This is a genomic window from Arthrobacter globiformis (assembly GCF_030815865.1).
In the GTDB taxonomy this organism is placed as follows: Bacteria; Actinomycetota; Actinomycetes; order Actinomycetales; family Micrococcaceae; genus Arthrobacter; species Arthrobacter globiformis_B.
Map to the genome: position 1 here is coordinate 5,036,571 of NZ_JAUSXI010000001.1, position 14,331 is coordinate 5,050,901.

At 66.7% G+C, this 14,331-nt stretch carries 12 protein-coding genes and 1 riboswitch; of the genes, 5 read left to right on the plus strand and 7 right to left on the minus strand.

Features of this window, described 5'->3' with window-relative positions:
* Window positions 1–116: 116 nt before the first annotated feature.
* A riboswitch (SAM riboswitch) is annotated at window positions 117–231 on the plus strand.
* A 13-nt stretch (window positions 232–244) separates the two neighbouring features.
* The 4 genes from QFZ33_RS23530 to QFZ33_RS23545 are packed head-to-tail and all read left to right on the plus strand — an operon-like array spanning window position 245 to window position 3,375.
* The gene (locus tag QFZ33_RS23530) at window positions 245–553 is read left to right on the plus strand and encodes a DUF1737 domain-containing protein (protein ID WP_307031501.1); all 309 of its coding nucleotides are present in this window, start codon (window positions 245–247) and stop codon (window positions 551–553) included.
* Entirely contained in the window at window positions 550–960 is a 411-nt protein-coding gene (locus QFZ33_RS23535) for a rhodanese-like domain-containing protein (RefSeq protein WP_307031503.1), read from the plus strand. Before QFZ33_RS23530 ends, QFZ33_RS23535 begins: the two co-directional genes overlap by 4 nt.
* Window position 961: 1 nt before the next feature.
* Window positions 962–2,170: an O-succinylhomoserine sulfhydrylase gene (locus QFZ33_RS23540; RefSeq protein ID WP_307031505.1), complete on the plus strand. Its 1,209-nt coding sequence runs from the start codon at window positions 962–964 to the stop codon at window positions 2,168–2,170.
* A gap of 23 nt (window positions 2,171–2,193) precedes the next feature.
* Window positions 2,194–3,375, plus strand: a complete 1,182-nt coding sequence (locus QFZ33_RS23545; protein ID WP_307031507.1) for an aminotransferase class V-fold PLP-dependent enzyme — start codon at window positions 2,194–2,196, stop codon at window positions 3,373–3,375.
* A gap of 56 nt (window positions 3,376–3,431) precedes the next feature.
* Here QFZ33_RS23545 and egtD read toward each other — a convergent pair whose 3' ends face one another.
* From egtD to egtA, 4 genes are read right to left on the minus strand one after another with little or no spacing between them, the layout of a single operon-like run.
* Window positions 3,432–4,418, minus strand: coding sequence for an L-histidine N(alpha)-methyltransferase (gene egtD, locus QFZ33_RS23550; RefSeq protein ID WP_307031510.1), 987 nt, complete (start codon window positions 4,416–4,418; stop codon window positions 3,432–3,434).
* A complete protein-coding gene (gene egtC, locus QFZ33_RS23555; RefSeq protein ID WP_307031511.1) occupies window positions 4,415–5,179 on the minus strand; it encodes an ergothioneine biosynthesis protein EgtC in 765 nt (254 codons plus the stop codon). Before egtC ends, egtD begins: the two co-directional genes overlap by 4 nt.
* Before the next feature lie 3 nt (window positions 5,180–5,182).
* The gene (gene egtB / locus QFZ33_RS23560) at window positions 5,183–6,532 is read right to left on the minus strand and encodes an ergothioneine biosynthesis protein EgtB (protein ID WP_307031513.1); all 1,350 of its coding nucleotides are present in this window, start codon (window positions 6,530–6,532) and stop codon (window positions 5,183–5,185) included.
* On the minus strand, window positions 6,522–7,829 hold the full coding sequence (egtA, locus tag QFZ33_RS23565) for an ergothioneine biosynthesis glutamate--cysteine ligase EgtA (RefSeq protein WP_307031516.1): 1,308 nt from the start codon (window positions 7,827–7,829) through the stop codon (window positions 6,522–6,524). The genes egtB and egtA overlap by 11 nt, the downstream gene beginning before the upstream one ends.
* A 170-nt stretch (window positions 7,830–7,999) precedes the next feature.
* Between egtA and QFZ33_RS23570 the strand changes: the two genes are divergently transcribed.
* Window positions 8,000–10,558, plus strand: a complete 2,559-nt coding sequence (locus tag QFZ33_RS23570) for an AMP-binding protein (protein WP_307031517.1) — start codon at window positions 8,000–8,002, stop codon at window positions 10,556–10,558.
* Between the two features lie 31 nt (window positions 10,559–10,589).
* Here the strand turns inward: QFZ33_RS23570 and QFZ33_RS23575 are convergent, their stop codons facing one another.
* From QFZ33_RS23575 to QFZ33_RS23585, 3 genes are all read right to left on the minus strand, one after another.
* Window positions 10,590–11,243 (minus strand): aspartate/glutamate racemase family protein, encoded by a 654-nt coding sequence (locus QFZ33_RS23575; RefSeq protein WP_307031519.1) that lies wholly within the window; start codon window positions 11,241–11,243, stop codon window positions 10,590–10,592.
* Between the two features lie 160 nt (window positions 11,244–11,403).
* Window positions 11,404–12,639, minus strand: a complete 1,236-nt coding sequence (locus QFZ33_RS23580) for a glutamate--cysteine ligase 2 (protein WP_307031521.1) — start codon at window positions 12,637–12,639, stop codon at window positions 11,404–11,406.
* A 121-nt stretch (window positions 12,640–12,760) separates the two neighbouring features.
* Window positions 12,761–14,284, minus strand: coding sequence for a UDP-N-acetylglucosamine 1-carboxyvinyltransferase (locus QFZ33_RS23585; protein ID WP_307031523.1), 1,524 nt, complete (start codon window positions 14,282–14,284; stop codon window positions 12,761–12,763).
* Between the last annotated feature and the right edge of the window lie 47 nt (window positions 14,285–14,331).

Consider the following 14,331-nt stretch of genomic DNA (forward strand, 5'->3'; position numbering starts at 1 on the left):
TCCGCAGCCCCGATTGGGCCGCAAGTGACCCTCCCCACCCGTTGCTGTTTGATGCGTTACGGAAGATGACGACGGCGGCGGTGCGCGCCGCCGTCGTCAGTGTTACGTTTTTGGGGAGTAATGAGTACCGGCACTAAGCCCTGACTGGCCGGTCGGCAACCCTCCTTCCACGGCGGGGTGCCTCAGGTGAATACTCGGCATATCGACCACTTCGAGCTGCAAGCGTGAGAAAAGGAGATCCGTCGTGTCAGACGCCCCCGCCGTTGCAACGCTGCCATCCCAGCAGGATAAACCCGAGGAAAAGCTGTTTTACCGCCTGATAACGGGCCCGGACGACCGTGCGTTCTGTGAGCGCATCTCGGCCGCCCTCGCCGAGGGGTACGTGCTGCACGGCAGCCCTGCCGCCACCTTCAACGGCACCGCCGTCATCGTGGCCCAGGCCCTGATCCTGCCCGCCGCCATCGCCACCGCTGACGCCGCCGTGGCCACCGCCGTGGACCGGCTGGACTCCGACGAGGACCTCGCCGAAGAAGCTTACGAGGGCCACGCATGAGCTACGCCGGAGACCTCACCCCGCAGGACGCCTGGGCCAAGCTCGAAGAGGGCGCCATCCTGGTGGATGTCCGCACCGAGGGCGAATGGGCGCACATCGGCGTTCCGGACACAAAGGCGACGGACAACGATCCCCTGTTCATTCAGTGGACCTTCCCCGGCGGCATTCCCAACCCCGACTTCGTCGAGCAGCTGAAGCAGCAGGCGCCGGAGGACACCGGCGTGGAGCTGATTTTCCTGTGCCGCTCCGGCCAGCGCTCCATCGCGGCGGCAATAGCCGCCACCCAGGCGGGTTTCACCGCCTACAACGTGCTCGAAGGCTTCGAGGGCGAACCCGACCGCTACGGTGAGCGCACCGTGAACGGCTGGAAGAACCGCGGCCTGCCGACCAACCTGGGAAAGAACTAAGTTGACCTTTAATCACGACGCCGCCGGCTGGAGCCCCGACACCCAGGCCGTCCGCGGCGGGCTTGACCGCACCAATTTCCAAGAGACCACCGAGCCCGTCTTCCTGAACTCCGGGTTTGTCTACGAGTCCGCCGCAGCCGCGGAGCGCGCCTTCACCGGCGAGGACGAACGCTTCGTCTACTCGCGCTACGGCAACCCGTCGGTGGCCACCTTCCAGGAACGGCTCCGCCTCCTCGAAGGCACTGAGGCGTGCTTTGCGACGGCGTCCGGAATGTCCGCCGTGTTCACCGCCCTGGGCGCCCTGCTCGGGGCCGGGGACCGGGTGGTCGCCAGTCGTTCCTTGTTCGGCTCCTGCTTCGTGATCCTCAACGAAATCCTGCCGCGCTGGGGTGTGGAGACGGTGTTCGTGGACGGTCCGGACCTCGAGCAGTGGCGCGCGGCCCTCTCTGTGCCCACCACGGCCGTCTTCTTCGAATCCCCGTCCAATCCCATGCAGGAAATCGTGGACATCGCGGCGGTCAGCGAACTCGCCCACGCCGCCGGCGCCAAGGTTGTGGCGGACAACGTCTTCGCCACCCCGCTGCTGCAGCGCTGCGGAGACCTCGGCGCGGACGTGGTGGTCTACTCCGGCACCAAGCACATCGACGGCCAGGGCCGGGTGATGGGCGGAGCCATCCTGGGCACCAAGGAATTCATCGACGGCCCGGTCAAGCAGCTCATGCGCCACACTGGTCCGGCGCTCTCCTCATTCAATGCCTGGGTCCTCACCAAGGGCCTGGAGACCATGGCGCTGCGCGTGAACCACTCGTCCGCCACGGCGCTGCGCCTGGCCGGATGGCTGGAGGCCCAGCCCGCCGTCAACTGGGTGAAGTACCCCCTGCTCAAGTCGCACCCGCAGTTCGAACTGGCGGCCAAGCAGATGAAGGCCGGCGGCACCGTCCTCACGCTGGAGCTTGCGACGACGGCCGGCCAGTCGGGCAAGGAAGCCGCCTTCGCCCTGCTGGACGCCCTGAAGATCATCGACATCTCCAACAATTTGGGCGACGCCAAGTCGCTGATCACCCATCCCGCCACCACGACGCACCGGGCCATGGGGCCGGAAGGACGCGCCGCGATCGGGCTGACCGATGGAGTGGTGCGGCTGTCCGTAGGCCTGGAGGATGCGGATGACCTCGTCGCGGACCTGGAGCAGGCGCTCAAGCAGATCTGAGCCGCAGGCGGCAGGATGTGGATATGCCAATTGACGTTAAAGCGGTGCGCAGCCAGACCCGCGGGGTCCTGAACGTCGCCCATTTCAATAACGCGGGAAGTTCCCTCATGTCCCGCCCTGTGGCGGACACGGTGACGGGCCATTTACGCCGTGAAGAGGAAATCGGCGGCTATGAAGCGGCCGAGGAGGCTGCTGATCGACTGGAAAATGTCTACTCCTCGGTGGCCCGGCTGATCGGAGCGCAGCCGAATGAGGTAGCCCTGGCAGAGAACGGCAGCCGGGCCTGGGCGGCGGCGGTGTACAGCTTTCCCTTTCTTCCCCGGATGCGGCTGCTGATCGGCCGCACCGAATACGGAGGCAATGTCATCGCGCTGCGCCAGCTTGCGCAGCGCAACTACCTTCAGATTGTGGTTCTCGACGACGACCCCCACGGGCAGGTTGACGTGGAGCATCTGCAGGCCGAGCTGGAGCGTGGAAACGTCGCCATGGTCGCCCTGACTCATGTGCCGATGGCCAATGGCCTGGTCAATCCGGCGGCCGAGATCGGCAGGCGCTGCCGTGCCGCCGGGGTGCCGTTTGTGCTCGACGCATGCCAGTCGGTGGGCCAGATGCCCTTGGACGTGCAGGCATTGGGCTGCGACGTGCTGGCGGGCACGGGACGCAAATTTCTGCGCGGGCCCCGGGGCACCGCGTTCCTCTACGTGCGCGCATCCGTCCTGGAACGGCTTGAACCGGCCATGCTGGACGGGCATTCCGCCGTTCCGGCCGGCACTGAAGGCTTTGAAGTCCGCGGCGATGCCCGGCGCTTCGAAAGCTGGGAGAGCAGTGCCGCGGGAAGGCTGGGTTTGGGCCGGGCAGTCGACTACGCCCTGGCCCTGGGGCTGGACGCTGTGCAGGATCGGGTGGCAGGGCTCGCGGAGCAGCTGCGGAGGGAGCTGGCGGCGGTTCCGGGAGTGGCTGTCCATGACCGCGGGATCACCCGCTGCGGCATCGTGACGTTTTCGGTTGCCGGACGCGAGCCCGGCAGCATAAGGTCCCGGCTGGCGGATCACCGGATCAACGTCTCGGTGGCCCCCGGGCCCTTTACAGACGCCCACGCCGTCCTCTCCCAGACAGCGCAAGGTCCGGACATGGTGGTGCGCGCCTCCGTTCACTACTACAACACCGAGGCCGAGATCCGGCGGCTGGTCGGTCTCCTTCGGTGAACGTCCTGCGATATGGCGGGTGTACGCCTGGCAGGCAGCCCATCTCGGCAGTCGAGCTAATTGGCTTCCGCCAGGGTCATCGCGAAGCGCTTCTGCCCATCGGTCCACTGCCCTGCCACGGAGAACCCGGCCGCTTCCAGCTCGCTGGCCACGCCTTCGAGGCGGAACTTGGCGGAAATTTCGGTGCGCAGTTCCTCGCCTTCGTGGAACCGGACATCCATGCCCACGCCCGGCAGACGCACCAGCATCGGTCTGGTGGCGCGGAGCCGCATTTCGATCCACTCTTCCTGGGGCATCCACACCGCCACATGTTCGAAGGCCATCACGTCAAAGTCGGCGCCCAGCTGCGTATTGAGAACCCGGAGCACGTTCCGGTTGAAGTCGGCAGTGACCCCCTCGGCGTCGTCGTATGCGGGAACAAGGACGCTTGGCGACTTCACCAGATCCGTGCCAAGAAGCAGCGAGCCACCGTCGCTGCCGAGCAGCTCACGGACGGCGGAGAGGAAACGGGCCCTGGCCGCCGGCTCGAAATTGCCGATCGTGCCGCCTAGGAACGCCACCATCCGGCGTCCCGCCCGCGGTAGCACATGCAGCTGGGTTTCGAAATCTGCAGCCACAGCCTCCAGCTCAAGGCCGGGAAAGTCTGGCGCCAGTTCGTTACGCGCGTCCAGCAGTGCGCTGTCGCTGACGTCCACGGCAACGTAACGGCGAAGGGATCCCGCCTCGCCCAATGCATTCAGCAGCAGCGGGGTCTTCCTGGAGGATCCGGACCCTAGCTCAATAAGCGTCTGAGCCGGGCAGGCGGCAGCCATCTCTCCGGCAAAAAGTTCAAGCACCTCACGTTCAGCCCGGGTCGGGTAGTACTCCGGCAGGCCCGTGATGCGCTCAAAAAGTTCGCTGCCCAGCTTGTCGTAGAACCACTTGGGCGGCAGTGTTTTGGGCGACCCGCCGAGCCCCGCAAGCACGTCCCTGTGCAGGCTTCGCTCCAAGTGGTCCGGGGGCAAATGATGAATGATGTCGGAGCGATCTGCAGAGAGGCTCAAGGGGCTACCTGTTCCTTCGTGAGGTTGGACATCGGACGTACGGCGACGCGGCTGGCGGTGGCGGTCAGAAGGCAGTTATCCGGTACTTCCTGCCAGCCGGGATCGTCGTCGATTGGTTCACTTGCCACCACCACACTTCCGGGGCCGGACCGCCAGAAGAGGGTGTCCCCGGCGGCCGTGGCCGCAATGGCCGTCCCGTCGGTGAGCAGAAAGTTCAACCGGCCAGGGGTCACGGCGGAGACATCCTGGACCACCCGCACCAGAGCATCGCCGGCAGAGTCCCCGGCGGCGAGCCGTTCCAGGACGAGGGCCCAGAGCAGCGCAGAGTCGGCCTGGGCTTCAAGTGCCAGCAGACGTGACGCCGGAAGTGAGGCAGCCAGCGCCTCCACTGCATGCGGCCAGCCCTCCACACGTCCGTTGTGGCTAAAGAGCCATGGCCCGTGCGCATAGGGTGCGGCAGCTGACTCCTCTGGCGACATCCCCGGGGTCGCTGACCGTACGGCCGCCAGCACGGCCCCGCTGGAGGTAACCCGGGCGACGTCGGCGAAGGTCCTGTCGGCCCACATCGGCATGGAACGGCGGTAGCGTGCAGGTACCGGATCCCCGGGCGCGTACCACCCGACGCCGAAACCATCGGCGTTGACAGTCCCGTACCGCTGGCGCCGTGGCGCCCAGGACTGTGTCAGGAGTCCGTTGCCGGGGGTGAGCAGCAGCTCCGCCAGCGGCATCGCCAGTCCGAGGTAAGCCAGGTGACGGCACATGGGCTAGCGCTCCTCCGCCAGGGTTGCATCGCGCGCCGTGCGGAAACCGGCAAAGATCTGGCGCCGGATCGGGTAGTCCCAATTCCGGAACGTCCCCCGGCAGGCGGCAGGATCCACCGCCCAGGAGCCGCCCCGGAGAACCTTGTAGTCGGAGCCGAAAAACACTTCGCTGTATTCCGGATAGGGGAACGCGGTGAAGCCCGGATGCGGCCGGAAGTCGCTGGCGACCCATTCCCAGACATCGCCGATGAGCTGGCGCACCCCCAGCGGCGAGGCACCTGCCGGAAAGGAGCCGGCCGGAGCCGGGCGGAGGGCCGCTCCGCCAAGGTTCGCGTGATGCGGTGCAGGGTCTTCATCACCCCACGGGTAGCGCCGGGAGCGGCCGGACGCGGGATCATGGCGCGCCGCCTTTTCCCATTCAGCTTCGGTTGGAAGCCGGCGCCCGGCCCAGCGGGCATAGGCGTCCGCTTCGAACCAGCACACATGCTGCACCGGCTCATCGTCGGGTACGGGTTCAACGACGCCAAACCGCGTCCTGGCCCACCCGCCGCCATCGCGTTCCCAGTACTTGGGAGCCACCAGTCCGGCTTCCCTGCAATGGTCCCAGCCTTTCCCGGTCCACCAGCGGGGGTCCCGGTAGCCGCCGTCGTCGATGAAACACCGGTAGGCGCCGTTGGTCACCGGAACCGTGTCAATCCAGAAGCCGGGGACGTCCACGGTATGGGCCGGGCGTTCGTTGTCCAGCGCCCACGGCTCCACCGAGGTCCCCATGGTGAACGGGCCAGCAGGAACCAGCACTTCCTTCGGCAGCGCATTCAGGTCCCTGGGCAGGACGCTGGCCGCCAACGGTTTTCCGTGCAGGACCGGCGTTCCGATCCTCAGCTGGTGCGTGGCCAGCATCGTTTCGTCGTGCTGCTGCTCGTGCTGGATGATCATTCCGAAGGCAAAGCCGCGCTCCACCAGCGGTGAGCCTTCCAAAGGGGTACGTTCCAGGATATCGAGCGCCTTGTCGCGCACCTCGGCGATGTACTTTCGGGACTCCTCCGGCGAGAGCAAGGGCAGCGAAGTCCGGCGGCTGCGCGGATGCTGGAAGGCGTCGTACATCTGGTCGATGTCGCACCGCAACGGCTCCATTTTGCCCACGTCGCGGACCAGCCAGAGTTCCTCCTGGCTGCCAACATGAGCCAGGTCCCAGACCAGTGGTGACATCAGTGGCGAGTGCTGCTTCAGCAGATCTTCCTCGTCGCATTCGGTCAGCGCATGCGTGCGCTTCCTGGCCCTTTCCAGACCGTTGGCGATGAAGGTCCTGAGTGCTTCGGAGTCGGCCGGGGTCCCGGGAAGGTCAGTACGCATGATCGGCATCCTCTTCGTGCTCCGGCCGGGCAAACCAACTGCCGGTTCTCTGCCAAAGGTCCAGCCGTTCGTCCGCCGGGCACCGGCCCCGCGCCGCATAGCGCTCCACAAAGTCTTCGGTCCGGGCCCGCGTGGCTGCGTCCGCTCCCAACCGCGGCAGAGCCGTCAGCGCGGCTTCAGCGCAGCCCAGTGCGGCCGCGGCAAGCACCGGGTTCGTCAGCCCGTCACGCGCAGCGGTCCTGATCGGGTCGGGCACGGACGCGGCCGGGGCGCAGGCGTCTGCGGCCAGATCGGCGGCCAGTTCATCATCCATGAGCGCAGTGACCATCGCCGTGACCGGCTCCCAGTCATGCCCCGCCTGCGCATCGATCACCCTGATTTCCATGAATCCGCGCGGCCTGACAGGCGGGAAAAGAGTGGTCAGGTGGTAATTCAGGTCGCTCAGGGTCGCAGGCCTGGGGCCCATCCCGCGCAGCCAGTCCCGCATGGTCAGCCCCTGCGGCGAGTCCCAGCAGGCTTCCGCTGAAGGGATGCACAGGACCAGTGCGTCGAGCGCGTACCGAGCCCAGGCCAGGCGGGGATCCTCAGAACGAGCATCCTTCGAACGCGGGACGGCGGCGGTCCGGGTGGGGTCAATGGTCAGCCAGGTGCGCTGCCGGCTGCTGAGCCATCCGCTGGGCAGGCCGTGAACGAAAGGCGAATTAGCGAACATGGCGACGAGGACCGGCAGAAGATTGTGCAATCGCGCCCAGCGCTCCACTGCGCCGTTGGTTGCAGGACCGTCGAATCCGGCTTCCAGGGAGATCTGGAGTGATGCCGTGGAACACATCATTGTTCGTCCAGCGGGGCCGCAGCCGGCGAAGTGCCTCTCCATGGACGCATACCGCGGATGTTCCAGGGACCGTACAGCCGGCCGGTCCGGGTCCAGGGCCACCTGGCCGAAGCAGAGGCCTGCGTCCTCAAGCCGGGTCTCCACAGCCGCAAGGTCTGCCCTGGTTGCCTCCACGAGAGCGGGAAGACCGGGCGCGCACGCGGAGCTCACCTCCAGTTGGCCGCCCGGCTCAAAGGTGATCACGCCGTCGCCGGGCAACTGCCCCGCGGATGCCGCCATCGCCCCTCTGACCCGTGCAACCGTAACCGGGATCTGTGGATTTAGGACGTCGTAGACCAGTCGCTCCACCTCCACCCCGGCGGCACCCGGCGGCCCCGTCTTAAAGCACACGGAGGCCACGTACATCTCGGCCTCGGACTCGGAAAGCGGGCGGAGGTCACGCCCGGCCTGCGCTGCGGAGTTCACGCGACACTCCCTTCCGACGGCGGTTGTCTTCAGGCGGCAAGCTAAACAGCACCTTTTCGGCCTTGTCAACGGCCCGGCCCGTAGCGATCAGTTCTATGACGCCGGAATCCGAAATGTCATGTGCGGCGAAAAACTTTACTTAGGTAAGCCTTAACTAATATCCTCTTCGGGTGACCACGCAGCTTGATTTCGCGCGGGTGCCCTTCGCCGCCGATCTGGCGGGTCACGGGGACAGGCCCGCCATTCTCACCGACAATTTCACTCTCACCTACCGGGACTTGGCACGCAGGGTTGATGCCCTCGCCCTCCGGTTGGGCAGCCAGCGGCGCCTTGTGGCACTGGCTGCGGCGAACGACGTCGACTCTCTGGTCGCGTATCTCGCTGCCCTGGTCGGCGGCCACCCGCTGATCCTGCTGCCGGAGGACAAGCCGGCGGCGCTCGAGTCCCTGGTGGCCGCTTACGACCCCGACGTCGTGCTGCGCTCTGCCAACGGAGAGACGGTGTTTGAGGAGCGCAGGCCCGGAACCAAGCACGAACTCCATCCGGACCTCGCGCTGCTGCTCAGCACGTCCGGTTCCACGGGTTCGCCCAAGCTGGTGCGCCTGTCCTCCGCCAATCTGCAGGCCAACGCGGAGTCGATTGCCGAGTACCTGGACATCGGCCCTGCTGACCGTGCCGCAACCACCCTGCCGATGTCCTACTGCTACGGGCTGTCCGTGATCAACAGCCACCTGCTGCGGGGCGCCAGCCTGGTGCTCACCGACCTGTCCGTCGTTGACCCGTGCTTCTGGGACCTTTTCCGTGCCGGCGGGGCGACGTCGTTCGCGGCGGTGCCGTACACCTTCGAACTGCTGGAACGGGTGGGCTTTGCCGGCATGGACCTCCCCGGCCTGCGCTATGTCACGCAGGCGGGTGGCCGGCTCGCCCCCGAACGTGTGCAGAGCTACGCCGAGCTCGGCCGCCGGAAGGGCTGGGAGCTGTTCGTGATGTACGGCCAGACAGAAGCCACAGCCCGGATGGCCTACCTTCCGCCCGCGCTGGCCGCCGAACACCCCGGCGCCATTGGCATCCCGGTGCCGGGCGGCGCCTTCCGCATCGAGCCGGTGCCGGGCCTCGAGCACGGCGAACTCGTCTACACCGGGCCCAACGTCATGCTCGGCTACGCGGAGACACCGGAAGATCTCGGCGCCGGCCGCACAGTCCACGAACTCCGCACCGGCGATCTGGCCAGGAAACACCCGGCCGGCGTCTATGAAGTCGTGGGGCGGCGCAGCCGGTTCGTCAAGATCGTTGGCCTCCGGGTTGACCTCGGCCAGGTGGAGCGCATCCTGGCCGACCTCGGCGTTGAAGCGGCGAGCGCAGGCACCGACCAGGGACTCGTGGTCGCCGTCGAGGGCAGCCACGACACCCAGCTGCTGGCCAAGGTCCTCGCCCAGGGCATCGGACTGCCCCGTGCGGCCCTGGAGCTGCACGCCGTCGAGCATCTCCCCCGCCTGGCCACCGGGAAAGTGGACTATCCGGCGGTCCTTGCGCTCTCAACCCCGGCGCCCGCAGAATCCGCGCCGTCAGGAGCCGGGCCGGACCGGCCGGGACCGGAAACCGTTCGGCGGATCTTCCGCGACACCCTGGAGCGCACCGACATCGGCGACGGCGACACGTTCGTCTCGCTCGGCGGCGACTCGCTGTCCTATGTGGCCACGTCCGTCCGCCTGGAGCAGTTGCTGGGCCATCTCCCGTCGGATTGGCACGTGCGGCCGATCTGCGACCTGGAGCAGCACCCGGGGACAAAGCCTGCCGGAAAGATGCGGCGGTTCTTTGCTCCGATCGAGACCAGCATCGTGCTGAGGGTCGTGGCCATTGTGCTCATCGTCAGCACCCACGTGGGGCTGATGAAATGGCCGGGGATGGCCCACGTGCTTATGGCGGTGGCCGGCTACAACTTCGCCCGGTTCCAGCTCAGCGGGGAACGGCTTCCCCGGCTCAGGCGCCAGCTCACCAGCGTCGCCAGGGTGGCGCTGCCCAGCATGGCGTTCATCGGAGTGGCCTACCTGATCACCGACCGGTATACGCCGGCCAATGTCCTGCTCCTGAACTCCGTGGTCGGCCCTGAAGCTGTGACCACGCAGTGGCACTTCTGGTTCATCGAGGTGCTGGTCTACATCCTTCTGGGCCTGACGGCCCTATTGGCCATACCCTGGGCGGACCGCACCGAGCGGCGGTTCCCGCTGCTCTTTCCGCTTGCCCTTACCGGCCTCGCGCTGCTCTCGCGCTACGACATTGTGGATCCCGGCATTCCCCACCCGTCGCCGACCCTGTGGCTGTTCGTCCTGGGCTGGGCCATTGCCCGGACCCGGACGGTGATACAGCGGTGTGCGGTGTCAGTCCTCGCGATCCTCACGGTCCCCGGGTGCTTCTTCGGGGATTCGAATCGTGAGCTGACGCTTGTTGCCGGAATCCTGCTGCTCACCTGGCTGCCCACCCTCCCCGTGCCCAGAGGGCTGCAGCGCCTGACGGTGCTTCTGGCCAGCGCTTCCCTCTACGCGTACCTGGTGCACTGGCTGGTCTATCCGCTACTGGCCGCAACCAGCCCGGCCCTTGCTGTGGCGGCGTCCCTGGCGGCCGGGATTGCTTACTGGGCGCTGTGCACACGCGTCATGGGGCTGTTGAGCCGGAGCAGCTTGGGCACGCTCCGCCGCCGGCTCAACATGCCCAAGACCCACAACGCCTGAATCTGACCGCCTAAGCTCAAACCGCCTGGGCTCACACGGCCTGAAGCTCGCGCGAGGCCACGGCGGAGACAAGCATGGAGCCAGCGGCCATGACGGGGTCGATGACCGGAAGTCCCAGTCTGCGCCGGAGGACGTCCGCCATGCCGATGCTCGTCAGGCCCGTACTGGCCTCCAGGATCACGTCCGCTCCGGCGTCCACCAGCATGTGGGCGGCTGCGAGCGCGTCGAAGATGCCGGTGGGAAGCAGGAAGCCGTCGGGCGTCTCCACGCTTTCGGGCCCGTCGATCAGGAGCATGCGGTCACCCAGGGCGTCTGAAATGGGACCGGGCACCGAGTGTTTGAGGCCAAGCACTCCCACCCGGCCACCGAACGAGAGGGCTGCCGCGGCCGCTGCGGAGCCAGCACCGATCACCGGGATATCCAGCAGGGCCCGCACCTCCGGCAATCCGGGGTCGGCAGCGCAGCTGATGACCAGCGCGTCGACGTCCGGCGCCATGTCCCGCGCGAGTTCCACCACCTTGGGCACCGCACGCTGCAACGACTCGGCGTCATAAACCCCGGAGGGCTGGTCCGGAACGCACCGCGTTGTCACGTCGAAGCCGAAGGTCTCCCGGAGCAGCTTTCCGTGCGAGTTAAGCAGGCGCCGGTCGGTGGTGGTCAAAGCCCTGATGATTCCTACGCGCATGGTCCGTTCCTTCCCCTGGCGGGTCTTGTGCTTCCACCCTAGCCACCCGACATTTCAGGCGGTTTACCGGAAAATGACCACCGGAAACATCCCCGCCCCACCAGCGCGAGGGGCTTAACTGTCCGTTCGCGCTTGGTATGCGCGGGGTTAGAGTGTGGGGTCAGAGTTGGCGGACGCGCAGCAGTTCCGGAGCGGGCTCGGCGTCGGGGCCGACGTACCCGTCGGTTCCCTTATGGGTGGCGCGCACGGCGTGCGCAACGACGGCACCCAGCCCGCCGTCGTCGGGCTCTGCCTTGTCCAGAACCACCTGCCGGACATTGCGCTGCTCAGCAGCGCCGGTGCCGCGCGCGAAGATCTCCTCGACGCCCCGCCGGGCCAGCTCCAGCTCACCGTTCTCGGCCAGCACCGGCTCCAGGAAGTCGATCAGCGAATGCACCACATCCCCGGCGGGCACTGGCCGGAAACTGCCGAAATCCAGCAGTTCGCCGCGCAGGCCGAAGTTGCTGGCCTGCCATGCTGCCATGCGCAGCAGCACCGTTGGCACGGGCGCGGGCTCCACACCCTCACGCCATTCCCGGCATGCCGATTCCACGAGCGCACGGACCAGGACGGCGATCAGCGCTGCGTCCTCGGCGCGGAGGCAGACGTCCGCCACCCGCACCTCCACGGTGGGATGGTTCCGGGACAGGCGTGCGTCGAAGTAGATCATGCCCTCGTCCAGCACCACGCCGCTGTCCAGCAGCCGGGTCACCACGCGCCGGTAGGAGGACAGGCTGCCGTAGATGGCAGACGGGCCCGACGACGGCCAGCGGTTCCACGCCTGCGTCCGGTAGCTCTCGAACCCGGTTTCCACGCCGTTCCAGAACGGGGAGTTGGCGCTGAGCGCGATCAGGACGGCCAGCTTGTCCCTGATCCTGTCCAGCACGGCCACGCCCTCGTCCGGAGATTCGATGTAGGTGTGGACGTGGAAGCCGCAGGTGAGCTGCTCCTGGGCGGTCAGGCCGAACCGTTCCAGCATCCTGGCGTAGCGCGGATCCGGCGTGGTGTGGCTGGACAGGGCCAGCGGCGAGGTGGCCAGGGCGGCAATCCGTGCACCGTGGCCCTGTGCGGCTTCGTCGGCCAGGTCACGGCCGGCGCGGATCTGGCGCAGCAGTTCCGCATGGTCCAGGCACGGACGGGTCTGCGTCTCGATCTGCTCAAGCTTGAGTTCGGCGCTCAGGCCCATTTCGTCGTCGTCGCACTTGGTTTCGGCCTTTTTCTTCAGCAGCCGGGGCCTGCCCGGAGCGTCGTCGGCGGCGAGTTTGCGGCCGGCCAGAAGCGCATCGGCGAGCGCCAGCGGCTCCCCGCTGACCGGATCAACGATCAGGAGCTCTTCCTCCACGCCAAAAGTCCGCATGCCTACATTGTGCGCCAGACCAGCGTAATCGTCCCCGACATGACGAAGCGCGAACGGACACTTGTGGCCCCAAACCGGCGGGTCAACAGGGGCTTAAGTGTCCGCTCGCGCTTAGTTAACGTCAGTCCTGAAAGTACTCGATCTTGGCGCCGATGGTGTTGAGCCGCTCCGCGAGGTCCTCGTAGCCGCGCTCGATGACGTAGATGTTGCGCAGCTCGGAAACTCCGCGGGCCGCCAGCATCGCCAGCAGGAGGCAGGCAGCGGGACGCAGCGCGGGCGGGCAGCCCACTTCCGCGGCACGCCAGCGCGTGGGGCCGTTGACGTAGATGCGGTGCGGGTCCAGCAACTGGATCCGGGCGCCCAGCTTGTTCAGCTCCGTCAAGTAGATCGCGCGGTTCTCGTACACCCAGTCGTGGATCATGGTCTGGCCCTCGGCATTGCCCGCGATCACCGCGAAGAACGGAAGGTTATCGATGTTCAGCCCGGGGAACGGCATCGGGTGGATCTTGTCCTCCGGCGCGCGCAGCTCCGAGGGCTTCGTGGTCACGTCCACCAGCCGGGTGCGCCCGTTGCGGGCCGTGTACTCGCCGGAGACCTCCAGCTGCTGGCCCATCTGTTCCAGGGTGGCCAGCTCTATCTCCATGAATTCGATGGGCACCCTGCGGATGGTCACCTCTGAGTTGGTGACAATGCCGGCGGTGATGAGGCTCATCGCCTCGATGGGGTCCTCCGAGGGGAAGTACTCGATGTCGACGTCGATGGTCGGTTTGCCGGTGATCTTTAGCGTGGTGGTTCCAACGCCGTCGATCTCCACGCCCAGCCGCTGCAGGTAGAAGCAGAGGTCCTGGACCATGTAGTTGGGGCTGGCGTTGCGGATGACCGTGGTGCCGCAGCGGTGGGCCGCGGCCATGATGGCGTTCTCCGTAACGGTGTCGCCGCGCTCGGTCAGCACGAAGGACCTGTCCAGTTCGTCGGTGGGAGGTGCCTGCACGCTGTAGAAGCCTGAACTGGCCTCCACGGACAGACCGAACTGCCGAAGTGCCTGCATGTGCGGCTCCACGGTGCGGATGCCCAGGTCGCAGCCCCCGGCGTAGGGCAGCCGGTATTCATCGGTCACATCAAGCAGCGGACCCAGCAGCATGATGACGCTGCGGGTCCGGCGCGCAGCCTCGGCGTCCATGGACGCCAGGTCAAGGTCCGCAGGCCGGCGGAGGCGGAGATCGTTGTCGTTGAGCCAGGTGCATTCGACGCCGATGCTGCTCAGAACCTCGACGATGCGGTTGACCTCCTCGATCCGGGCCAGCCGGCGCAGCGTCGTGGTGCCACGGTTGATGAGGCTGGCGCATAGAAGAGCGACCCCGGCGTTCTTGCTGGTGTTGACGTCAACGGAGCCCGAAAGCGTCCTGCCGCCCTCTACGCGGAGGTGGGTCATCTGCGATTTGCCGAGCTGGACGAAGCTGCGGCCGAAGATAGCCTCCAGGCGCTGGATCATTTTCAGGCTCATGTTCTGCTTGCCCTGTTCCATGCGGGCCACGGCACTTTGGCTGGTGCCGAGTTCCGCGGCCAACTGGCCCTGGGTCCACCCCTTCTGGCCGCGGGCGTCGCGGAGCAGAAGACCAACATGTTCAACAGTCTGTTGTGTCATGGGAAAAATATATCAGATATGAGTTATTCCGTCGCATCTGTCACCTA

Excerpts from the sequence above, each read along its gene's own strand:
- QFZ33_RS23575 (WP_307031519.1), bottom strand. The coding sequence starts at position 11,243 with ATGCGCGTAGGAATCATCAGGGCTTTGACCACCACCGACCGGCGCCTG.
- QFZ33_RS23545 (WP_307031507.1), top strand. The coding sequence starts at position 2,194 with ATGCCAATTGACGTTAAAGCGGTGCGCAGCCAGACCCGCGGGGTCCTG.
- QFZ33_RS23580 (WP_307031521.1), bottom strand. The coding sequence starts at position 12,639 with ATGCGGACTTTTGGCGTGGAGGAAGAGCTCCTGATCGTTGATCCGGTC.
- QFZ33_RS23585 (WP_307031523.1), bottom strand. The coding sequence starts at position 14,284 with ATGACACAACAGACTGTTGAACATGTTGGTCTTCTGCTCCGCGACGCC.
- egtC (WP_307031511.1), bottom strand. The coding sequence starts at position 5,179 with ATGTGCCGTCACCTGGCTTACCTCGGACTGGCGATGCCGCTGGCGGAG.
- QFZ33_RS23535 (WP_307031503.1), top strand. The coding sequence starts at position 550 with ATGAGCTACGCCGGAGACCTCACCCCGCAGGACGCCTGGGCCAAGCTC.
- egtB (WP_307031513.1), bottom strand. The coding sequence starts at position 6,532 with ATGCGTACTGACCTTCCCGGGACCCCGGCCGACTCCGAAGCACTCAGG.